This window comes from Paenibacillus sp. J22P90 (assembly GCF_059692195.1).
In genome coordinates this window covers 18,320-42,570 of the sequence record NZ_JCAUAY010000006.1, presented here as the reverse complement: position 1 = coordinate 42,570, position 24,251 = coordinate 18,320, and the positions used below count along the sequence as shown (strand labels likewise).

General features: G+C 48.7%; 26 protein-coding genes and 2 riboswitches. Of the genes, 16 read left to right on the top strand and 10 right to left on the bottom strand.

What is annotated here, in order from left to right; all coding sequences use genetic code 11:
• Positions 1-75 precede the first annotated feature (75 nt).
• From AC58UX_RS20400 to AC58UX_RS20385, 4 genes are all read left to right on the top strand, one after another.
• Positions 76-1,647: an ABC-F family ATP-binding cassette domain-containing protein gene (locus AC58UX_RS20400; RefSeq protein WP_497256049.1), complete on the top strand. Its 1,572-nt coding sequence runs from the start codon at positions 76-78 to the stop codon at positions 1,645-1,647.
• A gap of 16 nt (positions 1,648-1,663) precedes the next feature.
• Positions 1,664-2,107 carry an SRPBCC domain-containing protein gene (locus AC58UX_RS20395; protein ID WP_497256047.1) on the top strand — a complete coding sequence of 148 codons (444 nt, stop codon included), beginning with the start codon at positions 1,664-1,666 and terminating at the stop codon, positions 2,105-2,107.
• 219 nt (positions 2,108-2,326) lie between these two features.
• Positions 2,327-3,046: a TlpA family protein disulfide reductase gene (locus AC58UX_RS20390; RefSeq protein ID WP_497256045.1), complete on the top strand. Its 720-nt coding sequence runs from the start codon at positions 2,327-2,329 to the stop codon at positions 3,044-3,046.
• 87 nt (positions 3,047-3,133) lie between these two features.
• A complete protein-coding gene (locus AC58UX_RS20385) occupies positions 3,134-3,538 on the top strand; it encodes a VOC family protein (RefSeq protein WP_497256043.1) in 405 nt (134 codons plus the stop codon).
• Here the strand turns inward: AC58UX_RS20385 and AC58UX_RS20380 are convergent.
• The 3 genes from AC58UX_RS20380 to AC58UX_RS20370 all read right to left on the bottom strand — a co-directional run bounded on the left by AC58UX_RS20380 (position 3,530) and on the right by AC58UX_RS20370 (position 5,176).
• Positions 3,530-4,042: a hypothetical protein gene (locus tag AC58UX_RS20380; protein ID WP_497256041.1), complete on the bottom strand. Its 513-nt coding sequence runs from the start codon at positions 4,040-4,042 to the stop codon at positions 3,530-3,532. The genes AC58UX_RS20385 and AC58UX_RS20380 overlap by 9 nt on opposite strands.
• Positions 4,043-4,126: 84 nt before the next feature.
• Positions 4,127-4,288: a hypothetical protein gene (locus AC58UX_RS20375; RefSeq protein WP_497256039.1), complete on the bottom strand. Its 162-nt coding sequence runs from the start codon at positions 4,286-4,288 to the stop codon at positions 4,127-4,129.
• A 129-nt stretch (positions 4,289-4,417) separates the two neighbouring features.
• The gene (locus AC58UX_RS20370) at positions 4,418-5,176 is read right to left on the bottom strand and encodes an exodeoxyribonuclease III (RefSeq protein ID WP_497256037.1); all 759 of its coding nucleotides are present in this window, start codon (positions 5,174-5,176) and stop codon (positions 4,418-4,420) included.
• Between the two features lie 225 nt (positions 5,177-5,401).
• Here AC58UX_RS20370 and cysK point away from each other — a divergent pair, with 225 nt between their 5' ends.
• The 3 genes from cysK (at position 5,402) to AC58UX_RS20355 (ending at position 7,136) form a co-directional block, all read left to right on the top strand.
• On the top strand, positions 5,402-6,340 hold the full coding sequence (cysK, locus tag AC58UX_RS20365) for a cysteine synthase A (protein ID WP_497256035.1): 939 nt from the start codon (positions 5,402-5,404) through the stop codon (positions 6,338-6,340).
• Positions 6,341-6,404: 64 nt separating this feature from the next.
• A complete protein-coding gene (locus AC58UX_RS20360; protein ID WP_497256033.1) occupies positions 6,405-6,635 on the top strand; it encodes a hypothetical protein in 231 nt (76 codons plus the stop codon).
• A 27-nt stretch (positions 6,636-6,662) separates the two neighbouring features.
• A complete protein-coding gene (locus AC58UX_RS20355; protein WP_497256031.1) occupies positions 6,663-7,136 on the top strand; it encodes a DinB family protein in 474 nt (157 codons plus the stop codon).
• 257 nt (positions 7,137-7,393) lie between these two features.
• Here the strand turns inward: AC58UX_RS20355 and AC58UX_RS20350 are convergent, their stop codons facing one another.
• A complete protein-coding gene (locus AC58UX_RS20350) occupies positions 7,394-8,176 on the bottom strand; it encodes a lipase family protein (RefSeq protein WP_497256029.1) in 783 nt (260 codons plus the stop codon).
• Positions 8,177-8,352: 176 nt separating this feature from the next.
• Between AC58UX_RS20350 and AC58UX_RS20345 the strand changes: the two genes are divergently transcribed.
• The 5 genes from AC58UX_RS20345 to AC58UX_RS20325 all read left to right on the top strand — a co-directional run bounded on the left by AC58UX_RS20345 (position 8,353) and on the right by AC58UX_RS20325 (position 13,755).
• Positions 8,353-10,068, top strand: coding sequence for an ABC transporter ATP-binding protein (locus AC58UX_RS20345; RefSeq protein ID WP_497256027.1), 1,716 nt, complete (start codon positions 8,353-8,355; stop codon positions 10,066-10,068).
• Between the two features lie 148 nt (positions 10,069-10,216).
• Positions 10,217-11,293, top strand: coding sequence for an ABC transporter permease subunit (locus AC58UX_RS20340; protein ID WP_497256025.1), 1,077 nt, complete (start codon positions 10,217-10,219; stop codon positions 11,291-11,293).
• Positions 11,290-12,246 carry an ABC transporter permease subunit gene (locus AC58UX_RS20335; protein ID WP_497256023.1) on the top strand — a complete coding sequence of 319 codons (957 nt, stop codon included), beginning with the start codon at positions 11,290-11,292 and terminating at the stop codon, positions 12,244-12,246. The genes AC58UX_RS20340 and AC58UX_RS20335 overlap by 4 nt, the downstream gene beginning before the upstream one ends.
• Positions 12,247-12,374: 128 nt before the next feature.
• Positions 12,375-13,268: a methyltransferase domain-containing protein gene (locus AC58UX_RS20330; RefSeq protein WP_497256021.1), complete on the top strand. Its 894-nt coding sequence runs from the start codon at positions 12,375-12,377 to the stop codon at positions 13,266-13,268.
• A 37-nt stretch (positions 13,269-13,305) separates the two neighbouring features.
• Complete coding sequence (locus tag AC58UX_RS20325) at positions 13,306-13,755, top strand: YdeI/OmpD-associated family protein (RefSeq protein ID WP_497256019.1); 450 nt, start codon at positions 13,306-13,308, stop codon at positions 13,753-13,755.
• Positions 13,756-13,773: 18 nt separating this feature from the next.
• Here AC58UX_RS20325 and sugE read toward each other — a convergent pair whose 3' ends face one another.
• The 5 genes from sugE to AC58UX_RS20300 all read right to left on the bottom strand — a co-directional run bounded on the left by sugE (position 13,774) and on the right by AC58UX_RS20300 (position 18,797).
• Entirely contained in the window at positions 13,774-14,094 is a 321-nt protein-coding gene (sugE, locus tag AC58UX_RS20320) for a quaternary ammonium compound efflux SMR transporter SugE (RefSeq protein WP_497256017.1), read from the bottom strand.
• Between the two features lie 88 nt (positions 14,095-14,182).
• A riboswitch (guanidine-I (ykkC/yxkD leader) is annotated at positions 14,183-14,285 on the bottom strand.
• 73 nt (positions 14,286-14,358) lie between these two features.
• Entirely contained in the window at positions 14,359-14,979 is a 621-nt protein-coding gene (locus AC58UX_RS20315; protein ID WP_497256015.1) for an MSMEG_1061 family FMN-dependent PPOX-type flavoprotein, read from the bottom strand.
• A 138-nt stretch (positions 14,980-15,117) separates the two neighbouring features.
• Positions 15,118-15,591: a C40 family peptidase gene (locus AC58UX_RS20310; protein WP_497256013.1), complete on the bottom strand. Its 474-nt coding sequence runs from the start codon at positions 15,589-15,591 to the stop codon at positions 15,118-15,120.
• Positions 15,592-15,594: 3 nt separating this feature from the next.
• A riboswitch (cyclic di-AMP (ydaO/yuaA leader) is annotated at positions 15,595-15,733 on the bottom strand.
• Between the two features lie 167 nt (positions 15,734-15,900).
• Positions 15,901-16,719 (bottom strand): hypothetical protein, encoded by an 819-nt coding sequence (locus AC58UX_RS20305; protein ID WP_497256011.1) that lies wholly within the window; start codon positions 16,717-16,719, stop codon positions 15,901-15,903.
• A gap of 83 nt (positions 16,720-16,802) precedes the next feature.
• A complete protein-coding gene (locus AC58UX_RS20300; RefSeq protein ID WP_497256586.1) occupies positions 16,803-18,797 on the bottom strand; it encodes a M1 family metallopeptidase in 1,995 nt (664 codons plus the stop codon).
• Between the two features lie 203 nt (positions 18,798-19,000).
• Here AC58UX_RS20300 and AC58UX_RS20295 point away from each other — a divergent pair, with 203 nt between their 5' ends.
• Positions 19,001-19,492, top strand: a complete 492-nt coding sequence (locus AC58UX_RS20295; RefSeq protein ID WP_497256009.1) for a YwhD family protein — start codon at positions 19,001-19,003, stop codon at positions 19,490-19,492.
• A gap of 162 nt (positions 19,493-19,654) precedes the next feature.
• Here AC58UX_RS20295 and AC58UX_RS20290 read toward each other — a convergent pair whose 3' ends face one another.
• On the bottom strand, positions 19,655-21,757 hold the full coding sequence (locus AC58UX_RS20290; protein ID WP_497256007.1) for a transglycosylase domain-containing protein: 2,103 nt from the start codon (positions 21,755-21,757) through the stop codon (positions 19,655-19,657).
• 286 nt (positions 21,758-22,043) lie between these two features.
• Between AC58UX_RS20290 and speE the strand changes: the two genes are divergently transcribed.
• From speE to AC58UX_RS20275, 3 genes are all read left to right on the top strand, one after another.
• Positions 22,044-22,871: a polyamine aminopropyltransferase gene (gene speE / locus AC58UX_RS20285; protein ID WP_497256005.1), complete on the top strand. Its 828-nt coding sequence runs from the start codon at positions 22,044-22,046 to the stop codon at positions 22,869-22,871.
• 254 nt (positions 22,872-23,125) lie between these two features.
• Entirely contained in the window at positions 23,126-23,629 is a 504-nt protein-coding gene (locus tag AC58UX_RS20280; RefSeq protein ID WP_497256003.1) for a DinB family protein, read from the top strand.
• A 206-nt stretch (positions 23,630-23,835) separates the two neighbouring features.
• Positions 23,836-24,246: a YwiB family protein gene (locus AC58UX_RS20275; RefSeq protein WP_497256001.1), complete on the top strand. Its 411-nt coding sequence runs from the start codon at positions 23,836-23,838 to the stop codon at positions 24,244-24,246.
• Positions 24,247-24,251 lie beyond the last annotated feature (5 nt).

Genomic DNA, 24,251 nt, shown 5'->3' with positions numbered 1-24,251 from the left:
CCATTTAATTAAAAATGTCTTGACCCTAAACATGATATAATCAGCCTAGAATGATGCAGGTAAAAGGGGATAGCTATGAGTGTAATTCGTTTGGAGAATGTTACGAAGAAATATGAGGACGCGATGATTTTTCGCGATATTTATTTTAAAGTCAGTCAAGGTGAGCGAATCGGTCTGATTGGACGGAATGGTGCCGGGAAATCGACAGTTTTTAAGCTAATTATGGGTAAGGATGAGCCCACCTCAGGCAAGGTAGAGATAGATCCGCAGGTTAAAATAGGGTACTTTTCGCAATTCTCGGAAATGACCGGAAGCTTGTCCGTTCAGCAAGAGTTGGAAATGTGTTTTGAGCAGGTTGCGGGGATCGAACGCGAGTTGCAGGAAGTTGGTGAAAAGCTTGGTACCGTCACCGATGACGGGGAAATGGATAAGCTGCTGACCAGGCAAGCTGAGCTGTTTGAGCAAATGGAGCATTTGGACGGATGGAACGTGTCTGTTGAGATTAACACTGTTCTAACGAAGCTAGGCTTCAATGAACGATCGCGTCATCAGCCTATCGGAGAGTTATCCGGTGGTTGGAGAAACCGTGCCGCGCTTGCCAAAATGCTCATAGAGCAACCAGATGTTGTCCTGCTGGACGAGCCGACGAATTACTTAGATATCGAGGGGATTGCCTGGTTGGAGCAGTGGCTGTATCGGTTCAAAGGCGCGATGATTCTGATATCCCATGACCGGGAATTTATTGATAAGGTAGTCACGCAAGTGATCGAGATCGAAAACTATCGCTTTCAGGAATACGAGGGGAATTACACCGACTATATCCGTAAAAAGAAGATGCGCAAAAAGGAGCTCGACCGCCAATTTGAGTGGGAAGAAGAGCTGCTCCTCATGGAAGCGGAAGCCATCGATAGCCGCGCTAGCAAGAAATCGTCGAAGGACCGTCTCTCACGTCAGTTAGCAGATAATAAGAAACGGATCGAACCGCATCCCGTCAACGTGCTGATCACGGATATTTATGAGCGCCTGCGGTTTCCGGACAAGCTGTGCGAGGTGAAAGGGATCGGGCAGACCTACGAGGACCGGACCATTTTCCAAGACGTCAGCTTCGATATTCAAAAGGAAGACCGCCTTGTCATTGTTGGCCCTAACGGAAGCGGGAAATCCACGCTCATTAAGGTGCTTACAGGACAAGAGAAGCCGGAGTCCGGCGAGGTGATCTGGGAAAAAGGCGTTAGTTACGCGTATTTTAACCGGATGTGGGAAGAGCTTAATCCGAAGGATACCGTTAGCCATGCGGTGAATACGTACGGCCTCGGACTGGATGCGCCACGGAAAAAGGTGAACAAATTCCTGGCTATGCTGCAATTTTCGGAGATGGATCTCAGCAAGTTCATTGGCAACCTCTCTGGCGGTCAAAAAGCGCGGGTCGCGCTAGCTAAATGTCTCCTCTCCGGCGCCGCGGTCATCATCTTAGATGAGCCGACGAATCATCTCGATCTTATGAGTATTCAGGTCATGGAGCAGGCATTAATTCATTTCCCTGGCGCTGTGATTACAGTTAGCCATGATCGTTTCTTTATTGATAAAATCGGAACGAAAATGCTGACGTTTGACCCGGTGACGGGCGTCAGTGAGCAGAATTTATAAGTGAGGAGATGTTCGTGTGGGACAGTTTACTGTGGAACAAAGTATTTGGGTTCAGGCTTCGGTGCAACGAGCATGGGAAGCGGTGACGGAAGGTGAGCAGCTAACGGAGTGGTACTCGCCAGGCTCGCCATGGGACGTCGCCGAGCTTTCGCCGGGAGCTGAGGTTTACTTTCATCATTTACCGAATGAGTACCACGCGGGGACAGAGGTTGTCACTTTGCGGGCGATCATCGAGGGAGTTGAACCTCAGCAACGCTTCGCGTTGCGTTGGGAGTTTAGCGTGCCGGATTATGAGATGATCACGACATTTCTCACTGCGGAGGAAGATGGCGGTACCCGCGTGACCATCACGGAGACAGGCTATGAATCGAAGGAGCAGGCAAAGCCGACGGAAGAGGGCTACGCCATGTCTTTGGAGAACTTGAAGGCCCATTTGGAGGGGCGAGAGTTGCCGTATTAGAAGCCTAACCACCAGCGTCTTGACGTAACTAATTGGAAAATATGCAGTTAATTTCGCTCGAATACTCACTTTGATTTAAATAACTGTAAAAAGCGCAGTTAATTTTAATGGTTTTCGTCGGGAAGGGATAAATGGGATGAATTAACTGTACATTTTCCATGTATTGAGGATAAATATCAGTTTGACGTCAAAATAGATGGAGTTTTTCCAGTTAGTTGGATGGCGGTTCCTTTTGTGCTTTCGGCTTTTTTAATTGAATATTTATCTCGATTGTTGAAAAAGCTTTCCAAATACCTGCCCATTTTTTCTGTCGTCAGCGGAGTCGTTATGATCTTTATGGGTCTTCTTGTATTCACGAATCGAATGGAGATGATTACGCAGTCTTTTTCCTTTTTATCAAGCCCGTACAGCATTAGTGAGAAGGTAGCAGTGGAAAGCTCCGAGTTGCAGCCAGCGGTCCCGAATACGGAGAGCACTGATGAAGGGGCAACAACGCCTGCTACTCTATTACGCAACGCTCAGGAACGGGAGCAAGCGATCGATTTCACAGTAACGGACTTGCATGGCGAGCGGGTAACATTAAGCGACCTCAAAGGCAAAAACGTGTATATCAACTTCTGGGCAACTTGGTGTAAGTGGTGCATTAAAGAAATGCCGGATATGGAGAAGGTCTATCACGATTATAAGGATGACAATATTGTCATGTTGGCTATTGATGTCGGTGAAAGTCAGGATAAGGTAACCGAATATCTGAAAGAACATCCTTATTCCTTCCGCGTGGTGCTCGATCCGGATAAAAAGGTCACGCAAGCCTACAAACTCCGATCAATTCTGGTTTCCATTTTTGTAGATAAACAGGGAAGAGTCGCCTATAACCGTGTAGGCACATTAACAGAAGCTCAGATGAGGAGCGTTATTCAGGGACTGCTGGCGGAATAGTATTTCTAGGTAATGAGAACACTTGATCTCATTCCGTTTTCCGTGTTACAATTTTAGGAAATAGATGATGAATGGCGGGATCGTAAGATGAGAATTCAATTAGAGGGCATTACGTTGTTATCCCATAATGTTGCGCGTTTAGCCGGGTTTTATCGGGATGTTCTTGGATTTCGTATCGTCGTGGAAGAAACGGATTATGTAGAATTTGATAATAGCGGGGTCCGCCTGGCAATTTGTTCGACTCCTCTAATGGCGGATAATACGAATGATCATCCTTCGTTTAAGGAAGAGCGTAAAGGGCAAAGCTTTGAATTCAATTTTCAATGTGACTCGCCGGAAGAAGTAAGAACGCTGTATCGGGAGTACGTCTCCAAAGGAGCTACAGCGATTATGGAGCCAAAGGAGAAGCATTGGGGGCATGTGACGGCATTTTTTGCTGATCCGGATGGGAATGTTCATTCGTTGTTTGCGGTTAATCCTACATCAACTTAATGCTACAAACGCATCTGTATGTATTCGAATGTAGGTTGCTATGTCTTTGTTAGTGATCTCTGCTGCTACTAGTAAGGCCGCGTAGAGCGGTTTGATGTCCGACATCAGGTCGATGTCTTGCTCGAGATCCGTTGTAGAAATATCAAAGTTTGTGATATTTCTAGGGTGATTACGTTGCCGAAGCAGCTCTTCCATACGCTCGACTTGAGGCAGTGTGGTACGGTCTTCGAAAAAGCGCAGCGCGCTTTGTAGACCCGCCCATCTCGCCGGCTGTGCGAGGAAATACGCGCTCCACCAATAGAAATCAACCTGCGATTTAATGGCATGGGTGTGATAGACGCGGAAGGCGAACAAGGCTTGTTGCCCTGTTGTAAGATTTTGAAATAACCCAGAGGTGAAATCTTCTCCTCGTGTTTGAATCTCTTTATAAGCTGCTATGATCGGCTGAAAGCAGGCTGCGACTAGTGCCTCGTCTCCCAATGTGTGGAACGTTTCTTGCCTCATTTTTATTAGTATGCTCGGATCACTCCTTCTCTTTTCGATATTGTACGACTCCCACTGCCAATAATTATCTCCGCGATGAGCAAATTACCACAGATCAGGCATGCTGCCTTTATCGGTGACAAACGCTTGATCCTTTATACCGTCTGGATCTCCATAGAAGAACAAGGCATAAGCCGCGATCCCTACGGCCAGCAAAGCCAAAACGCCAAACACCCAACCCCGTCGTCTTTTTCGGATTCTCTTCACTAAGCATCCCTCACAGCTTATCGAATTGTATTTGATTCGATCTTACCATGTAGGGAATTATTTCCAGAAGCGACCAAGGTCGGAGCGGGCGCTCCTCCTTGAGTCGGGGATTAGGATCAGCCAAGCTCGCTAGGCTAGATCCAACTCCAAAACCACCGGACAATGATCGCTTCCCAAGATATCGCATGAAATTGATGCCTCGGTAATCTTAGGCGCTAGTCGCGTTGACGCAAGGAAATAGTCGATCCGCCAGCCCACATTCCGAGCACGAACGCCTGGCATATTGGACCACCACGAGTACACATCGGTTCTCTCCGGATATAGATGTCGGAACGTATCGATGAAGCCAGCTGCCAGCAAGTCCGTCATTTTGCCACGCTCTTCGAGGGTGAAGCCGGAGTTGTTGTGGTTGCCTTTGGCATTTTTTAAATCAATCTCGTTATGGGCAACATTCAAATCCCCACAAACCAACATAGGTTTAACTGCATCCAACCCGACCAAATAGTCGCGAAACCGATCTTCCCACTCTAACCGATAAGGCAGTCTGGATAGATCCCGCTTAGCGTTCGGTGTGTACACCGTGACGAGGTAGAAATTCTCGAATTCCAAGGTGAGGATACGACCTTCGGGCTCGGAATCTTCTTCAATGCCATAACGGACAGAAAGCGGCTCTACTTTCGAGAAAACGGCCGTACCGGAATACCCTTTTTTCTCCGCGTAGTTCCAATATTGCTTATATCCCACACCAAGATCGAGGTCGATTTGACCTTCCTGGAGCTTCGTTTCCTGCAAGCAAAATAAATCAGCATCCACCTCTTTAAAATAATCAACAAACCCTTTATTCACGCAGGCTCTCAAGCCATTCACATTCCAAGATACCAGTTTCATCTGTGTTTCTCCTTGCTTCTACTGATGATTTTATAATCTAAAAATCAGTGTACCATATGTTCGTCCTATAGGGGTGCCCTAATCAAGCAAACTCCCCAATATAAGAAAATACCACACTCTTTCATCAGGATTATTGATTTAATTTCCCTTGAAGCAGATGCTATACTTTATTTATCCAACTAAACGTATAGGTTTAATTACAGACCCATGAGAGCGAGGTTCCCTATGCCTAAAATATATAATAATTTAACAGAGCTCATCGGTAACACACCGCTGCTGGAGCTCTGGAACTTTAATAAACGGCAAGAGCTTAACGCGCGAATTGTCGCGAAGCTGGAGTATTTTAACCCTGCGGGCAGCGTGAAGGATCGCATTGGCTATGGCATGCTGAAGGAAGCGGAACGCAGAGGGAAAATTAATAAAGACACCGTCATCATCGAACCGACGAGCGGGAATACAGGCATTGGGCTTGCCTTTGCGGCTGCAGCGCTGGGGTATCGGTTAATCATTATTTTGCCGGATTCCTTCAGCGAGGAACGGCGCAAAATCGTTAAAGCCCTAGGCGCAGAGCTGGTGCTCACACCAGCTGCCGAAGGCATGCAAGGGGCGATTCGCAAGGCCAAGGAATTGGCTGCCCAACTGCCTAATTCTTATATCCCGCAGCAGTTTAGCAATCCGGCCAATCCTAACATTCATCGCACAACAACAGCAGAAGAAATATGGCGAGATACGGGCGGGAATGTTGATATTTTCGTAGCAGGCGTAGGCTCTGGTGGTACGATTACTGGCGTCGGAGAGATACTGAAGCAGCGACATTCCGATGTTCAAATTGTAGCCGTAGAACCTGCCAGTTCTCCGGTGCTATCCGGCGGTGCACGTGGCGTGCACCAGATTCAAGGGATCGGCGCTGGATTTGTGCCGGATAATTTTAATCGGGAAATCGTTGACGAGATTCTCACCGTTACCAATGAAGAGGCGATGGAGACGGCTCGCCAATTGGCCAAAAGCGAAGGGCTTCTGGTCGGCATTTCATCGGGAGCGGCCGCTTTTGCCGCAGTTCAATTGGCCAAACGCCCTGAGAACAAAGGGAAGACAATCGTCGTTATCCTGCCGGATACCGGGGAGCGATATTTGTCATCGGCGCTGTATGCAGAGCTCGAATAAGGGGAACGAAGTGACCAAATAGACCGTGAAGGGTAGCGAAATTGCGCCTTTCACGGTTTTTTGCATGCAGAAATTAAGCTGTTTTCGCCACGAAGAGATTTTCGACTTGTTCGGCGAGCGTTTTGGTAAGCAGATGATTAATGTGCTGAAAACGCTAGACTTCTCCTTGTTTGAGCTTTCAACGCTTGAAGGACGCTATGTAGCAGGCTTCGGTCAAGCCTTCGATATCGATTTGGCGGCAACGAAATTCGAGCACGTAGCAAGAGATGGTCACCAACCAGCTAAAACATCCTAAAATTAGAAGATGAAGGAGTGCTTAAGCATGAGTTTTGAAACGGTATTGCCAATTTGGAACGCGATTCAAGGTCGTTTTCATAAAACGGTCCAAAAGCTCCCGGAAGCTAACTTGACCCTCGAATTGGGTTCAGCTTCAATCGGATACATGCTTCGCCATAATGCTGAGGTTGAATATATGTTTGCGAACTGGTTTTTCGGTGTGAAAATTCCGGAAGGGATCAAGCTGTACACCGCAGGCGGACCTAATGGCCCGAAGGTAAAACCAGCATTCACCAACCTACAAGAATTGGTAGATGATCTAATGGCCTCGAACAACCATCTCATTGAAGCGATGCGCGCGCTGCCGGAAGAAGCATGGACGGTGCCTGTTGAATCGCCGATGGGACCATCTACGCCACTGGAAGCCGTGGGAAGATTGATGTATCACACAGGCATTCATTCGGGTCAAATTTCGTTGATTCAAAAGCATTTCGCTGTTCAAGAGAATGCGGCGCACTAGTTTGTAAGGCTCTCCTGGTTAAGGAGGGCCTTTTCTTTTTGTATGGCAAAAATGCAAAAGAGCATCCTTTTAAGGGGAATTCACTTCACAATTTTAAATAAATGCAAAAAGGCATCTTTTGGGGTTGAAAATGCCTAAATAGAGCTGAAAATACAGAAATTGATGCCTTTTTGCATCAATTTCAGCCGAAATCATCTATTTGATATAAAAAGGGTTGCACTATTGCATTTTTCAGCAGATGGAGAGGTAGCTGGTGGTCAATTCGGGCAGAAGCCCGGCGTCTTCGTACAGATCAGCTTCGCATATTTCGGATCGAGCTTAGCCAGCTCGGTGTAATAGCCGCTAACCGCATGGTTGCCAGCAAATGAACCCGTTGGAAAGTCGAGCTCGACGCCCTTTTTCACATGAATATAGTGATAAAGATCGCCTGTGATCGGCGAGGTATAAACGAGCGGGGGAAGTTTAGGGACCATATCATTGCGATTGTAGATGCGGTAGTGGGGGCCCGTTTTGCGATTATATTGATTAGCGAAGGTTGTGCTCCCCACGCGAGGTGAACCGTAGGTATAGACAGATGGATCCTTGAACTTGGTGTTCGTTGCTAGATCGGAGGCGCATAATGTCGCGAGTGCCCCACCCAAACTATGCCCTGTGAGGTAGAGCTGCTTGTGCGCAGATAGCTTGTTCATGGCACCCAGAATTTGCTTACGCGCAGATTGATAAATATCCAGAAAGCCCTGATGCACAAGCCCCCCTTGTTTGGCGTAGGGGAAGTCAGTTTGCCTAGCTATAGCGTCAGAGATCCAATCCGAGGTCGTGGAAGTCCCCCGAAATACAATGACAATTTGATTGTCTGATTCCGTAATAAATCCGAACAATTCGCGCCCGCTTAAAACAGATGTCGCCGTGATAGGTGTCACGATCCGATAGGTAGCAGGTAAAATTATCGCTTCCGTCCCCTGTTCCAATTGTGTATAGCTTTGGCCGCACATCGCCGCGAGGCGAATGGCAGTTCGTGTATCCATAGAGTTGCTGAACATGATTCCACGCCTCCACAGCCAGGATAAGATATACCTATAAATATGAAAATAATGGATACATGTCCTCCGGCAATTGCCCATTTGTGGGGAATTTCAGGTATAATAGGCAAGTGTTGCAACCATTACGAGTATGAAGCCAAGTCGGTTGTCAACGATACGAAAGGTGGAATAGACACATGCTAAAAAGGTTTTTTTCCTACTATCGACCCTATAAGCACTTATTTATTTTAGATTTTACTTGTGCGGTGGTGGCTGGGGTGCTGGAGCTAGGGTTCCCGCTGGCTGTCAATCAGGTTGTCGATAAATTACTTCCTGCGGGCAATTGGGGCTGGATTATATGGGCTTGTATAGGTCTGCTAGCCGTCTATGGCCTTAACACATTGCTCCATTTCGTCGTGACGTATTGGGGGCATAAGCTGGGGATCAACATCGAAACGGATATGCGCAAAAAGATGTTCCACCATCTGCAGAAGCTGAGCTTCCGGTTCTATGACAATAACAAAACAGGGCAAATCATGTCGCGCATGTCCAATGACTTGCTTGAAATTGGCGAGGTGGCTCATCATGGTCCAGAGGATCTTTTTATCGCCGTGATGACACTCATTGGAGCGCTTGTTCTCATGCTGCAAATCAATGTAAAGCTGGCGCTGCTCACGTTCGTCATTGTGCCGTTCCTGCTGTGGATTGCGGTGTTTTTTAATCAGAAAATGACAAAAACGTTCCGTCGCATGATGGGCGATCTGGCGGATATTAATGCGAGAGTCGAAGATAACATTGGTGGTATTCGTGTCGTACAAGCTTTTGCCAATGAAGCGCATGAGAAGAAATTGTTCGAGGTGAACAATGGCCGATTCCGATTGACGAAGCTGGCTTCTTATAAAATTATGGCGTGGAACATTTCCTTAAGCTATATCTTAATGCGTTCCGTGACGGTATTCGTGCTCATCTGTGGCACATGGTTCGTCATTGATAAGCAAATTTCCTATGGCGAATTCATTGCCTTTGTTCTATTAACGAACGTATTCTTAGGTCCGATTCAAAAAATCAATAACGTCATCGAAAGCTATCCGAAGGGCATCGCTGGTTTCAAACGCTATGTCGAGATCATCGACACCGATCCAGAGGTTGAGAATCACCCGAATGCCCGCAAGGTGGATCATCTGGATGGGCAGATCAAGTTTGATCGCGTTTCCTTCGGGTACGGGGAAGAGGATCGTGTGTTGAACAACATCTCCCTGAATATTCGGGCGGGAGAGACTGTCGCATTCGTCGGGCCATCTGGGTCAGGCAAAACGACGATCTGCTCCCTGCTGCCGCGCTTCTACGATGTCAGCGAAGGCAGCATCACGATTGATGGGCTCGATATCCGCCATATCGAGCTGGAATCGCTGCGCCGCCAAATCGGCATCGTGCAGCAGGATGTGTTCCTGTTCTCCGGCACGATGCGGGAGAACATTGCGTACGGCAAGCTGGGCGCGACGGATGAGGAGATCTGGGACGCTGCGCGGCGCGCGCAGCTGCAGGGGTACATCCAGTCCCAGCCGAAGGGACTGGATACGGTCATCGGAGAGCGCGGCGTCAAGCTCTCCGGCGGGCAGAAGCAGCGCCTCGCGATCGCGCGCATGTTCTTGAAAAATCCGCCGATTCTCATCCTAGATGAGGCGACATCGGCGCTGGATACCGAGACCGAAGCGGCGATCCAGCAGTCCTTGGCGGAGCTGTCGAAGGGCCGCACGACACTCGTCATTGCGCATCGACTCGCGACGATCAAGAACGCAGACCGCATCGTCGTTGTAACGGAAGACGGCATCACCGAGCAAGGCGCGCATGAAGAGCTTATCGCCGTAGGCGGTATGTACAGCCGCTTGCATCAGGCGCAGTTCAGTTCTTAAGAAGCGTTCACCTTCCTGTTCATTCGGGAAGGTGGAGGCTTTTTCTTTTTCAACAAATTAAACTAGTCCTGTCCAAAACCTTCATGTTAAACTAAGCCCATATAAAGACTATTTTACCTAAGGTAAATAATGAATGAGGTGGCACGGATTGAAGTCGATAGGACGATGGCTATTGCTGGGTGCGATTACGCTGATCGGTATTTTCTTGCTGAGTAATATCAGACAGATGTTCTTGTCCGTTCAGCCCGATCAGATCAAAGTAACGGTCAATGCCAGCATTAGCATGCAGAAGGTAAGTGAAATGCTGCCTGGGAGTAAGATTTTGAATGAAAAAAGCGGTCTCCTAGAAGTCCCCTACGGGAAGTTCTGGGAATATCAAGGAACAGCAATGACGATCAAAGGTGTGCTGCGATCCTCCGTGGTACCGCTAGATAAGCCAATCATTTCGTGGCGTTATTATGGCTATACGGTCAAAGATCAGCTCAAGGGCTTCCTGCATGGCGATTTTGGCAAATACCGAGATCCCTACACCCGCAAGGAAGTGGCGATGACGACAGCCATTCCTAAGATGCTTTTAAAAACCTGCACCTACTTCATCCCTGGCTTGCTGCTGGCGATTCTGCTCAGTATGTTGTTCGCGCTGTGGGCTTCGATCGCAAGGCGAGTCGGTACCATCCTGGATGGCATTCATGCGCTGCTCGTGGGCTTACCGGACTTTTTCCTGATCGTGCTGATCCAATTGGGTGCGATTTATGCCACGCGTTTGCTGGGCCATTATGTCTTGCTGGTTGTTCAGGTTGGGGACAGGACGCCATTTCTCATCCCCTTCCTGACCATTGCATTGATCCCTTCGGTGACGATTTATGGGACGCTTCGTGTGGCCATTGCCCGTGAACTCGGGCAGGATTACGTTGTAACCGCACTTGCCAAAGGATTGACGCGGCGCGAGGTACTCTTTTCGCATGTGCTGCGGAACGTGATGGAGGATGTGCTCGCAATATTGCCTCGAGCTACGACATTAGCTCTAGCCAGCATGGCGGTCGCGGAGGCCATTTGCGGTATTGGCGGCTTGGGAGGCTTCATCATTTTGCCGATTTATCAGGGGATTACGTCCATGTCTGCGATCTGCGTGGTGCTAGGTTTGGTCGCAATGGCCTTTCATATCCTGTATGCGCTGCTTCGGAAGCGGTTTGTGGTCCGTGCAGAGGAGGTGGCTAGACCGTGAGAAAACGTCCTTCTACCGCATTTTATATATCGATTGCCATATTGGCACTATTCTTGATTGTGATGGTGTTCGGGTCTTGGTTGAAGCCTCACGGCATTTCGCCAGAGGACAAAATCAACATGATCCAATACCAAGAAGACGGCAAAACCAGATACGCCATCCCGCCTTATGCGCCGAATAGCACATTCGTGCTCGGAACGGATCATCGAGGCTTCGACATGCTCAGCTTATTATTGAATGGGTTAAAATACACGCTAGGCACAGCACTGGGACTGACCTTGCTTCGCTTTGCCGTGGCATTGCCTTGGGGCTTATGGAGCGGGATGTCGGGCAGGGGTCGCGGCCTGCTTCGCTCCTTGCAGTGGGCGGTTGCGGCGGTGCCGGCATTTATTTTCCTCTACCCGCCATTAGCGGGGATGTACTATGGGCTTAGGCTCGATCTTGGGGCCAAAGCAGACCCGCACAACAAGCTGTTATTCAGCATCACCTTCATTATCCTAATTACAGTGATTGGTCTGTTCCCGTTGGCGCATCAGATTGCCGATCGGACACGCTATTATAGTGGCAAAATGTTTATCGAAGCGTCCCGCCTTATGGGCGGTTCGTTCTGGCATCGGACGCTTCGGCATATTTTCCCGTCTATGCGAAATGAAATGATGTTCATTTTCTTAAGCGAGTTTATGCAGGTGCTTTTCCTGCTCGGGCAGCTTGCCGTGTTCAATATCGTGCTCGGAGGTACGGAAACCATCGGCGACGAGGAAGCTGGCTTCCAAATCACCATCAGCACCTCCGGTGAATGGCTCTCGCTGATCGCTTACGGTGCACGATACATTCGTCTGCATCCGTGGATTATCCTCAGCGCGGGTACAAGCTTTGCTGTGCTGTTCCTGTCCTTGCAGTTTTTCTTAAATCAGCTCAAACGTCGCTATGGCGAGGAACGTCAGCTGATGTAATTGAGTCGAGCCTCCATCCGAAGGGTGGGGCTCGGCTTTTTTGTTGTTTTCGGATAGTTACAATATAATAAAGTGTTAACGTGGTACATATTATGTGTTATAGTAATCAAAAAAGGAGGCAACTAAACATGGACGACAAACAAGACAAAACGAAGCGACTTTCGGTTTATTTGCCGGAGAAAGTGAAGTCGGATCTAGAACAGATGGCGGAGGACACAGGTCTGTCGATGACCCAGCTGATCGTCATGGCGACGCAGGGGTTGTTAGCGAATTACGCCGCGCAGGGTGGAGCGATATTTGCGGATCTGTTATCGGCGAGGCATCGCATCCTTCACGAAGTGAAGGAGAAGCAGGCGCTGTTGGACCAAGAGAAGCTCAGCATGCAGGCCTACTACGGCGCGCGAGCCGAGGAGTATGAACGGATTTATCACCGCGAGGATGCGGAGTTTCAACAGGAGCTGGCTCTCCTTTCCGACATCATCAAGAAGCAAGTGGAGGGACGCCGCGTACTGGAAATCGCCTGCGGAACTGGCTATTGGTCGCAAATTGCGGCTGAAACCGCAAAGCAGCTTGTCGGGGTAGACATACGTCCGGAGGTACTGCAGATTGCAGAGTCGAAGCCATGGCCGAAGGGGAATGCTGCCTTTCTGGAGGGTGACGCGTATGCACTCTCCGAGATACGAGGGGAGTTTGACTTTGGGCTGGCGAACTTCTGGTTTTCGCATATTCCGCGCAATCGGATCGACAGCTTTTTACAAGGCTTGAATGAACGATTGGGCAGTGGTGCGCAGGTGTTTATCGCAGATAACGTGTATGTGCCTGGAAGAGGCGGGGAGTTAATTACGCATGCGGATAGCGAAGACACTTACAAAAGACGTGAACTAGCAGACGGCTCTAAGCACGAAATTCTTAAGAACTATTTTAGCTATGAAGAGTTGAATGACATTTTCCGCCCGCTGTCACAGCATTTGCGTATCTTCGTGGGAGGCAGCTTCTGGTACGTGAGCTATACGATCAAATAACTAACCCATCCCAACTACTCCGTAGGAGGAATCAACCATGAGTGTCACGTTCCATACCACCGTTATGAAGGCCCAGAATAAAAATGCTACCGGTATTTCCATCCCCGAAGAGGCTATGACCACGTTAGCAGGAGGCAAAAAGCCAAGCGTATCCGTGACCCTGAACGGTTACACGTATCGAACGACGATCGCGGTCATGGGCGGCGAGTACCTCATCCCGCTCAGCGAAGCCCATCGACAAGCCTCCGGCTTGAAGGCCGGCGACCCTGTCGAGGTGACGTTGGCGTTGGATCTCGCGCCCCGCACCGTGGAGGTCCCGGCTGATCTTCAATCTGCATTGTCGGAAGTGGAGGGCGCGGTGCAGCGCTTTGAAGCGCTCGCGTTCTCCAAGCGCAAAGAATGCGTCCGACAGGTCGAGGACGCCAAAACCCAGGAGACGCGCCTCCGCCGGATCGCCAATGTTGTCACCCAGATGAGCGAGGCCTAGGAGTTCGGCCTGTTCGTTCTAATGCCCGGATGTGAATTTCAGTCCGAGCACTCCAACCAAGATTAGAATCATAAACAGGATTCGGAGCAAGCTGACGGGCTCATCGAGGAAAAGAGTCCCGATGATAATCGCGCCGACGGCGCCGATGCCGGTCCATGCCGCATAGGCGGTTCCGATGGGTAAGGTTTTCGTTGCGACAGCTAAGAAATAAAAGCTAACAATCATGCCGATAATCGTGACAATAGAGGGGACAAGCCGCGTGAATCCGTTGGAAAATTTCAATGCGATGGCCCAGACCACCTCGAAAACGCCTGCAATAGCGAGAAATAACCATGCCATAATGAACACTCCTTCTGTAGGAAACATTGTTGATAGTGTGCCACAAAAAAACAGAGAAAAGCCCGGGAATATCGCAAATGTTGCGATAGACTCCCGGGCTTTTCTCCCTCCGTGACCACAGCGTATTCGCTGTGTGTTTTCCCTTGGACCAGCCGGCGTTTGCGCACCGCGGAACCCTAGAAAACGACATGCCGTCATTATAGGACGGCTCACATGCTATGTCAAGTTACACTTTTTGGCTAAATGCTTTTGACCTCGCGTACTCTACTCCTCCAACGCGATCCCGTTCAATGCCACATGCGCACGGAACATATCCATGCCGTCCGGCTGCTCCTGCTCGGGTACCCACGTAGCCGTATCCCAAATCTTCGACAGCTTGAGAGCGCGACTGCAATGCACGAAGCATTCCTGCACCTCGACGCCGACAGCGGCGATCGGTGATTTTCCGTTCAGCTGCATTGTCGACAGCAGTTCCTCGTCCTTCGTCAGCCATGCGCGACCATTGACGCGTAGTACCATCTCAACCCCTGGGATGATAAATAGGAGGCCGACTTGCGGGTTGGTCAGTAGATTTTGCATGGAGTCGAGTCGACGATTGCCAAGTCGTTCTGGGAAGATGAGGCGGCGCTCATCTAAGACTCGTACGAATCCCGCAGCATCCCCGCGGGGCGACACGTCACTCAAGCCGTCCGCATTCGACGTAGAGAAGAAAAATAAAGGCGATTTGGCGATGAACGCACGTGCGTGCTCGTCGATTTGATTGATAACCTTATGTTGAACGGCAGGATGCGGCTCCCCAATATCCGCTCTAATCTCATCGATGGATTGAATAATGCCCGGAAAAGGGGGTTGCGTCATATTCGTCTTATTGGTTGTGCTGTCCATGCTTACCTTTCCTTCCTCGAGGCCGAAGGGCCTATCGTTGTATCGCTAGTATACGCTGTTATCCTCATTCAAATGAATGAAGCCCTGCAAGCCGCTCTTACGAGCAAAGCTAGCAGGGCCTCATTCTTGTCCGAGAACTTACTTGGATTCAGCAGTTAGTTGATTGTAGATATCATCCCAGAGAACACGTCTAGCTGAGACATATCGCTTCGCATAATAGGATTCGCTCAACTTATTCTTAACAACACCTTGATTTGTAGCGGAGTGAACGAATTCACCATCTCCAAGGTACATGCCTACGTGAGAGATACCGCTGCCATCCGTGTTGAAAAATACAAGATCGCCCTTACGAAGATCACTTTTGTCAACCCAGTAGCCTTCTTTGTTTTGTGATTTCGAGCTGTGTGGAAGGTCAATGCCGAACTCGTCAAACAAGTAGGACGTGAAACCAGAGCAATCGAAACCTTTGGTTGTCGTTCCTGCCCATCTGTAAGGCGTACCTAGAAGGTCATCTACCGCTTTATCCATATCGGATGCTGCTGCGAAAACGCTTCCTACACTAACACTCAAAAACAAAACAAGACTAAATACAAGACCAACAACTTTCTTCAACTGCTTGTCTCCTTCCGGTGCCTACGAGGTTAGCTGGAGGGTTCGGTTGAAGGTTCCCTATGATCCCTGTCTTGCAAGATCAATTCACCCGGAGTGGTTCCCCCGTTTCCCCATAAACTGAGGAATTCGGCATGAAATATTTGGTTTTTTGATGCTAGTCCTTGTTATTCGTCATAAAGAAAGGAAATCCTCTTTTAAAACGAAAAAATAGACAAGAAAACAGCGGAATAGTTCGGAAAATAGACAAAAAAAAGCCCCTTTCTCATGGAAAGGGGATGAATGCCTGGTTATTCACTGTTTTACTGGCTATTAATTGGTTATTTTGGCAGAAAGAAGTTGATATTGGGACGAAATGCCCCAAATCTGGAAGAAAATATGGAAGAGCGGGTACAACTGATAAATGATTAGCGCTACTAGTCCTGCCCATAAGTAGGTGGCCGTGACCGTGACCCCTGCCAGTAGTCCTGTAAAAAGTAGAAGGATGACGGCAAGTCCAACAATAGGCAGCGAATATCGAAAGAAGGAGATGACCGTCGACGTGATACCTAGCTTAGCTGCGATCGCAAATTGCACATACATAAACAAAAGTTGTAGAAAAAAGCCGTAGAGGAGTAAGCCGAGTATCCAAGGCATAAGCTTGAGAGCAAGCTGCTCGTAGGAACCGCTATGCCCCAGGATATAAGAAGCTTTCGGGATCACCCAGATGAGCGGAAGTGAAGTAAGTGCGATTCGGATGAGATACACAAGCAGGAAGGGGAGAAAGAGCTGCTTCATCCCCCGAAAGAAGCGATAGCCAGCGTTCTGATAAGCATGCGTGAGTGAATAGTAGACCCCGCCATTTAAAAGAGGGGTCAGCAGCATCCGCACACCAAGTAGAATAGCGAGCCACCATAAATATGAATGGCTGAGATCTGTTTTCATGAGTTGAAACTGGCCTTCAGCGAGAAAGATCTGCAAAGCCTGTTTAGGCTGCTCACCGCCAGGAAATCGATGCATAAGGGGGACGAGTATGCCCTGCACAAGTTTATACAGGAGCATACCCCAACCCATCTGATACAGGAACAAAATGATCGTGGCAAAAGGCTGCGCCATAGCTGCCCTGAAGCCGGATTTGATATAGGTGGCCAACGAGGGTCCCTCCTTAAAGTTTTCGTTAGAAAACTGGCTTCGTAAGCATACGCTGAGTTTGTCGTAAGACGTAAGCCATGTTTTTACCAGGCGACAGAGCCGAATATGGCTTGCAGGAGCTGAATAATGCCGAGATTCCAACGAATTTGCCACTTTGTATCTACCTGTGTTTGATAATAGTTGTTGATGTGCTTATTCTCGAGGATCAGCGTATACTTCGGATCAATACGCACCCAGTCGACGGGGGAAGCATGCGTGAGCTTAAACTCGATGCTGCCTTCCTTGCCATCCCATGTTTTATCCAACGTAGTGCCATCTGTAAAATGGAACAAAATCGGCACTTCCGGCGAATTGCCGCCATGCTTCACGATGCGGACTGTGCTCTCATACGTCTCGGATCCCTTAGAGCCCTGAGGCCGAACGTTGACGCTTTCGACAGCATAATCCATCATCATATCGCCATATACATATTGATTAAAGAAATCATCCCAATCGGTTTTGCTGACATCCTCCACAACTTGTTGGAAATCCTTCGTAGAGGGATGTTTGAACTGCCACTTCTGGAAATACGTTTTCATAATCCGATCCATCGTCTTGGTGCCAACTTGCTGCTCGATCGCTTTCAGCACGAGCTTGCCGCGCGTGTACACATTTTCTGCATACTGGTCATGTCCTGCGTAGGCCCAAGCCTCTTTCTGCAGTCCGTCAGGGGAGGTGATGTAGCTGGATTCGACAGGCAAGTTAGGGGCATCGCCATATTCAGCTTCCATCACTTTATCTTCCGCATAGGAGGTGAAGCCTTCGTCCAGCCAAGCTTCCTCGAATTCATTGCTGGCAACGAGCCCGTAGAAGAATTGGTGGCCGATCTCATGAACGACGACACGTTCCAGTTCTAAATCGGGATCTTTATCACTTGCTCCCCAAGCGGTGACCAAGGTTGGGTATTCCATGCCGCCTGCGCCGTTTCCGCCAGCTGGCGGTACGACGATGGAAAGCGTAGAGTACGGATACGTTCCGTACCACTGGCTATAGCGCGATAGCGCTTTTTTGGCAGCGTACATGTAGCGATCCTTTAATTCTTGATGATTGGGGTCGAGATACAGCTTAATTTTTACCCCAGGAATTTGTGGCGTAGAGAAGGGCTCTTCCACATAGACGAAATGAGGCGACGCCGACCAAGCAAAATCATGGACATCCTCGGCATAGAATTGATATGTCTTCATTCCCTTGTCCGTCACAGCAGGCTTCACAGGAAAGCCAGTGGCAGCCACCATGTAGTTCGCGGGTACTTGGATTTTCACATCATACATGCCGAAATCGGCATAGAACTCGGAATTTCCATGGTATTGATGAAGATTCCAACCAGGCTCCGTCCGTCCTCTTGTTCCTTTGCGTTCATAAGCAGCTACCTTTGGGAACCACTGCCCTGCCATGACGAAATCACCGACATACCCCATTCGTGCAAAAGCTGCCGGCAGCTTCACAAGGAACTCAGTCGTGATGGTCACTTGTTCTCCTGCGCCTACAGGCTTAGGCAACGGGATTTTGAGCAGCGTATGGTCGTCCTTATTGCCGTCATCCGGCTGCACGAACGACATCCGCTTGGTGAGATCGTCGCCCGTATCCGATTTCACGGATAACAGCTCCATACTGCCGCCGCTATCGGCTGTCGCTTCATCTTCCCTTAGCTTTCCGCCGGACTCGCGCATAAACGTTGTTTTTTTAGAAGCGAAAGCGTTGGGATAGAGGTGCAAATAAATTTCTTGTACAGGAACAGATCCTGGATTTTCCCACGTGAGCGTTTGTTGCCCTTGGAGCTGCTGCGTCTCGGGTGTGTAGGCAACGTTCATGTGATATTCGGCGATACGATAACTAAGTGGTGTTGAGGTTTCTACGGGTTTGCCATTATCTGCAGGCTGCATGTCCGGTGTCTTTGCAATCGGAACATCTTTAGAGACGACAGGAACAGTCCCTCTTGGTGTGGAGGGGAGCAAGGTGTTCGTTAGTAACACTGCGCCGGCAGCAAGGAGCATGACAGCAAACCACTGTACCTTGCGGCTATTGAATAGAGCATTCATATCCATGGATTCACCCCGCCTAAACAAGCATCTACAGCATGTATATGTAGACAACCTAGGGAATATTTCTGCGAGGTGAAAGAAAAGTGTGAAATGAGAGAAATAGGCATGGAAGAGCCGTCGCCACTTGTTCTAGCCGATGACTTTCGCTACAATGAAAGCAAGTCGTCATTAATACTTTATGTAGAGTGGAAGGTGCCATTATGGAAGCGGATAAAAAGAAGCTGGCCTTAAATATAGTAAGCTCAAAAGTAAATCACAAAGGCTTTGGCGCAGGAGCCATCGATCTTAGCAACGTCTCAGGAATCATTATTGACGGGGATGAAGCGTATCTAGACGAGGGAACGCTGCATGCCAAGAGCAAGATTGAGAAAGGGATTAAATTCTCCACGAATAAGGAGGATGTCCCGAATGGCCGTAAAGCGTGGATTGTATGGGTAGCGGTTGATCGTACAGAAGATGGTGCCTATTATGCAGGGATGTCCGCTTGCGAAATGTTAATCGATACCGAAGCGCGCCGCGGATGGAAAATTCTTGCGGATCACGTGAACAAAATGGACGGTGCGATGAAACGTAAATTTATCCTGGAAGGATTGTCGGATAGTGAGCGTGCTGCCCTTCGCAACCAGTTGATCGCGCACAACGAAGACTGGTGGAATCGCTCTGACCAAAGCCTGAAGGACGCACTCGCCTAGGGTTTCTAAAGAATATGAACATTATGTGTCATCCATTGTTACGTAATGTCGAAGCGGGTATACTAGACCCTAGTGTATGTTACCTCATATACTAGGACAGCAAAAAGGCAGGACTAAGACGCGCTTAGTACTGCCTTTTTGTGTTGTCTTTTAACTGTTATATTAATCGTTCCACCAACGTTTAAGGTCGTTCCACCATGAGCCGTTGTCGCCTTTGGCGCCGGCTTTTTGACCGCCAGTCGCACCTGGATTAGCAGGCTTGCCAGTACAATATGTGGTGGGCTCTGTGCCAGCAAGGAAAGCCTCCATCTTGGCGTTCGGGCAGTCCTCATTGGACAATTTGCCGCTCACTGGATCAATATACACAGTAGAGATACCCTCTGGGATCGGGAACAGCTTCGGCGGTATCGCATCCAAGGTTTGTTCCGTGAAATCCGCAAAGATCGGGGACGCTAGATGAGATTCCACCGTCGTGATCGCACGGCTCTTGTCATAGCCGACCCAGACAGCCGTGGACAGCTCCGGTGTAAAGCCGACGAGCCAAGCGTCCGTATCGGTTGTACCTGTTTTACCGGCAATCGGCCGTTTAATCGTGCTAGCGACACGGTTGCCTGTGCCACCCTCCTCGAACACGCTCTCCATGAGATTCGTCATCACATATGCAACCGCAGGTGGAATGACTTGCTCCTCCACGGGATTCGCTTCATATAAGACACTGCCATTTGCATCTTCAATCCGCAAAATCGCGGTAGGTTCCCGATGTATACCTTGATCCGCAATGGAGGCAAAGGCCGAAGCCATCTCCAGTGGACTCACGGGAAACGATCCAAGCGCTAGGGACGGCAGCGGCTTCATCGATGAAGCAATGCCAAGCTTACGCGCGAAGTCGATGACCTTCTGAGGACCGACCGCGAGAATCGTGGACACCGCATAAATATTATCCGACTTCGAAATCGCCTGCCGCATATCAATATTCCCATTCGTATACTGGTCATTAAAATTTCTTGGCGTATATTGCTGCCGCCCCTCATCGTAAGTAAACACAGTCGGCTCACTCTTGACCATGGAGACTGGTGTGAAGCCATTCATCAAGGCGACCATATAGACGAATGGTTTAAAAGAGGATCCAGGCTGCCGCGTATTCGAAAGCACGCGATTGAACTGATTCTCCGTATAGTCGCGACCGCCGACCATCGCTTTGATTTCGCCTGTACGCGGGTCGACGGCGACCAGCGCGGCTTGCAGCTCGGGCTTGCCTTCGAGCTGCTTCGTGATCACATTTTCAGCGATTTGCTGGGCATTCTTATCCAGTGTGGTATAGATGCGAATGCCGCCCTCATCGAATTGTTCTTCTGTAATACCGAGCTTCTCCGTCGCTAAATTGCGGACATAATCACGGAAATAAGGCGCGGCCGAAGGCTTCTTTTTCGTTAATGGCTGAATCGTCAGCTTCTCCTTGCCAGCAGCATCGGCTGCGCTTTGGGTAATGAAGCCGCTGTTCACCATCGTCTGGAGGACGATTTTTTGCCGATCCATCGCATTTTGCAAATCATAATAAGGAGAATAATAACGCGGTCCCTTCGGAACCCCGGCGATCATGGCGCTTTCCGCTAAGGTTAGTTCACTGGCATGCTTGCCGAAGAACAGCTCGGATGCGGTCTCAATGCCATAGGTGGAGTGCCCGTAATAGATTTGGTTCAAATAATCAGCGAGAATATCGTCTTTGCTGAGCTGCATTTCCATTTGAACGGCATACACCGTTTCTTTGAATTTACGCGTCCACGTACGATCATGAGTTAAGTATAAATTCCGAGCTAACTGCTGCGTAATCGTGCCGGCTCCCTGCACCTTGGCCATCGCTTGGACATTTACGATAGCAGCGCGGGCTACCGCTTTAACATCTACACCGAAATGCTCATAGAAATGCTGATCCTCCACAGCAAGTGTGGCATGTATTAAGTAAGGCGAAATTTCGCTTAATGGAACGACCTGTCGATTTTGCCCAGAATAAAAGGTGTCAATCACCTCGCCATGTACATCGTACATTTGGGAGGTCTGCATCGTTTTGGTCACCGGCAGCGTTTGGGAACGCAAATATACCAGAAAAGCGGCTGCTCCAATGAGCATCAGCAGGCTAAGGGTGAAGAAAAACGAAAACGTCTTCTTAATTCGCCGCATCCACCGCATGGAAGCAGGAATCTCGTCCTTCCGTCTGGGTGATTGTGTTTCGGATGTTTGTTGCCGTGGCTTCTCGTTTTCAGACATACGTTCGATGCCTCCCTTCTCCATGCCCAAAGGCGCTACTATCCAGTATGGAAAAGCATGCCAGTCCGTATTCAACGATTTGTAAATATTTTTTATGATTTCGTGAAAAGACTGAGGAAAATATTGCATTTTGGGGGTAATGAACTATAATACAATTTGTGCAAAGTCAAGAGGCGGGAAATTACAGCTGAAATTCGTATGACTTTTTAGACTGGTGGAACACTGTTAGAGATAACGAATGTCAGGAATTATTCATCCAAATAGAGAAGCGAAAGAAGGGTTACATATGGAATTATGGTACACAGAGAAACAAACGGATAGCTTCGGCATCACAGCGAAAGTAACTGAAACTTATGTAAGAGAGCAAACGGATTTCCAAGACCTATCCATGATCGAAACAGAAGAGTGGGGCACGATGCTTACACTTGACGGTATGGTTATGACAACTGTGAAAGATGAGTTCGTTTATCATGAAATGGTTGCTCACCCTGCGCTTGTCACTCACCCGAACCCAGAGAACGTGCTTGTAGTAGGCGGCGGCGACGGCGGTGTTATTCGTGAAATTATGAAGCACCCGAAGGTGAAGAAGGCTGTTCTTGTTGATATCGATGGCAAAGTCATCGAGTACTCCAAGAAATACCTGCCAACGATCGCTGGCGAATTGGACAACCCGCGCGTTGAAGTTATCGTGAATGATGGCTACATGCACATTCATGATCACAAAAATACGTACGACGTTATCATGGTTGACTCCACAGAGCCAGTAGGTCCAGCTGTAGAGCTGTTCTCCAAAGGCTTCTACCAAGGGATCTTCGATGCGTTAAAAGAAGAAGGAATCTTCGTTGCGCAAACGGATAACCCATGGTTCAAAGCGGATTTGATCCAAACAGTAAATCGCGACGTAAAAGAAATCTTCCCAATCGTGCGTGTATACAGCGCGAACATTCCAACATACCCAAGCGGTCTGTGGACATTCACAATGGGCAGCAAAAAGCACGATCCACTTCAAGTGGAAGAATCAGCTATTCCTGAATTCCCAACGAAATACTACACACCTCGCCTGCACAAAGCAGCGTTCGTGTTGCCTAGATTTGTTGAAGATTTGATTAAATAAGCAACGGAATCTGTTCAAGAGGTTCCGTAAAAAACAGGAGGCCGATCCATCGGCTTCCTGTTTTTGTATGTCAGCTTAAAGCTACTCATTCACTATCATTTTTAATCAACATTACTGACCACCACGACCCCGAATCGGATTTCAATCACTGCCACACTGTTGTCAGCAGTACCTAGCTATACTGTAAACATAGGACAGGAAACGAGTTACACCAAGCTCAATTGAACCTGTACCACCCCTAGGAGGTAATATCTATGTTTACGACCATTGAAAGCTTCGTCAAAGAAATTCAAGCTGAATCTGCAACAACGCAGCAGCTGCTAGATACCTTAACGGATGAATCGCTTCAACAAACACAAGCCGAAGGCTATCGTCCACTTGGTTATATTGCTTGGCATCTAGTTCATGCAGAGCGCGGCATGCTGTACGGAACTGGCTTGAAATTCGAATCGCCACCAGTTGTGAGTGAGCCCCCTGCGAAGGCTGTTGATATTGCAGAAGCGTATCGAACAACAACGCAAAACATTATTAACGCGGTCAGCACGCAACTGACGGATGATAAACTGCAAGATGTGGTTACGATGTTCGGAATGCCTTGGACGATCAGCACAACCCTATATAGCTATTTAAAGCATGAGATTCACCATCGTGGTCAGTTGACGATTCTGATGCGTCAAGCAGGACTTCCAGTTATCGGCGCTTACGGGCCAGCCAAAGAGCAATGGGCAGCTATTGGAAGGCCATTTCCAACGTTATAAGAAGAAACACAGGAGCCTCCAAGTCTGTTTTCTAACGGATAAGGAGGCTTTTTTATTAACTTTTAGTCAATCTCGTAACCATCCATCAGTGTCCCAGTCACCTAGGTGCATTGAATTTACTTATCCTTTCATATAAACTATTGCTAACATGTCTATGCTTGGCATAACATGCCAGACATAGCAGAAGAAGAGGGGAATCTCCAATCATGACGGAAAAGCAGCGGGTGCGAATTCGAATCGAAAGTCGAAGCGGGAGCGAGACTACGGTTCAGAAGGCGCGAGGGGATCTTTATCGCAAAGGCGATCATACCTATATTCGCTATGAAGAAGAGCCGAATGAGCTTGGACGAACTGTGACGATCATTAAGCTGGAAGGCGAGCAGATCCGCATTATTCGCCAAGGCGATGTACAAGCGGAGCAAACCTTTGTCGCCGGGGAGAAGCGGACGGGCTTTTATCACACACCACAGCTCCGAATGGATCTGGAAATTGAGACGCACAAGCTGACCTCCGAAGCCGTCCATGGGATCGGAATTACGAGGTGGAGCTATGATCTATATGCATCAGGTACCCATGCGGGCGCTTATCGAATCAAGTTGTTAATTCAGGAGGAGTAAGACGA

What these genes read in the sequence shown, in the direction of transcription:
- AC58UX_RS20330 (WP_497256021.1), top strand. Translation starts at nt 12,375, where the DNA reads ATGGACGACAAACAAGACAAAACGAAGCGACTTTCGGTTTATTTGCCG.
- AC58UX_RS20390 (WP_497256045.1), top strand. Translation starts at nt 2,327, where the DNA reads ATGGCGGTTCCTTTTGTGCTTTCGGCTTTTTTAATTGAATATTTATCT.
- AC58UX_RS20300 (WP_497256586.1), bottom strand. Translation starts at nt 18,797, where the DNA reads ATGAATGCTCTATTCAATAGCCGCAAGGTACAGTGGTTTGCTGTCATG.
- AC58UX_RS20280 (WP_497256003.1), top strand. Translation starts at nt 23,126, where the DNA reads ATGTTTACGACCATTGAAAGCTTCGTCAAAGAAATTCAAGCTGAATCT.
- AC58UX_RS20290 (WP_497256007.1), bottom strand. Translation starts at nt 21,757, where the DNA reads ATGTCTGAAAACGAGAAGCCACGGCAACAAACATCCGAAACACAATCA.
- AC58UX_RS20315 (WP_497256015.1), bottom strand. Translation starts at nt 14,979, where the DNA reads ATGGACAGCACAACCAATAAGACGAATATGACGCAACCCCCTTTTCCG.
- AC58UX_RS20385 (WP_497256043.1), top strand. Translation starts at nt 3,134, where the DNA reads ATGAGAATTCAATTAGAGGGCATTACGTTGTTATCCCATAATGTTGCG.
- AC58UX_RS20355 (WP_497256031.1), top strand. Translation starts at nt 6,663, where the DNA reads ATGAGTTTTGAAACGGTATTGCCAATTTGGAACGCGATTCAAGGTCGT.
- AC58UX_RS20380 (WP_497256041.1), bottom strand. Translation starts at nt 4,042, where the DNA reads ATGAGGCAAGAAACGTTCCACACATTGGGAGACGAGGCACTAGTCGCA.
- speE (WP_497256005.1), top strand. Translation starts at nt 22,044, where the DNA reads ATGGAATTATGGTACACAGAGAAACAAACGGATAGCTTCGGCATCACA.
- AC58UX_RS20360 (WP_497256033.1), top strand. Translation starts at nt 6,405, where the DNA reads ATGCAGAAATTAAGCTGTTTTCGCCACGAAGAGATTTTCGACTTGTTC.
- sugE (WP_497256017.1), bottom strand. Translation starts at nt 14,094, where the DNA reads ATGGCATGGTTATTTCTCGCTATTGCAGGCGTTTTCGAGGTGGTCTGG.
- AC58UX_RS20400 (WP_497256049.1), top strand. Translation starts at nt 76, where the DNA reads ATGAGTGTAATTCGTTTGGAGAATGTTACGAAGAAATATGAGGACGCG.
- AC58UX_RS20295 (WP_497256009.1), top strand. Translation starts at nt 19,001, where the DNA reads ATGGAAGCGGATAAAAAGAAGCTGGCCTTAAATATAGTAAGCTCAAAA.
- cysK (WP_497256035.1), top strand. Translation starts at nt 5,402, where the DNA reads ATGCCTAAAATATATAATAATTTAACAGAGCTCATCGGTAACACACCG.
- AC58UX_RS20275 (WP_497256001.1), top strand. Translation starts at nt 23,836, where the DNA reads ATGACGGAAAAGCAGCGGGTGCGAATTCGAATCGAAAGTCGAAGCGGG.
- AC58UX_RS20350 (WP_497256029.1), bottom strand. Translation starts at nt 8,176, where the DNA reads ATGTTCAGCAACTCTATGGATACACGAACTGCCATTCGCCTCGCGGCG.
- AC58UX_RS20370 (WP_497256037.1), bottom strand. Translation starts at nt 5,176, where the DNA reads ATGAAACTGGTATCTTGGAATGTGAATGGCTTGAGAGCCTGCGTGAAT.
- AC58UX_RS20325 (WP_497256019.1), top strand. Translation starts at nt 13,306, where the DNA reads ATGAGTGTCACGTTCCATACCACCGTTATGAAGGCCCAGAATAAAAAT.
- AC58UX_RS20345 (WP_497256027.1), top strand. Translation starts at nt 8,353, where the DNA reads ATGCTAAAAAGGTTTTTTTCCTACTATCGACCCTATAAGCACTTATTT.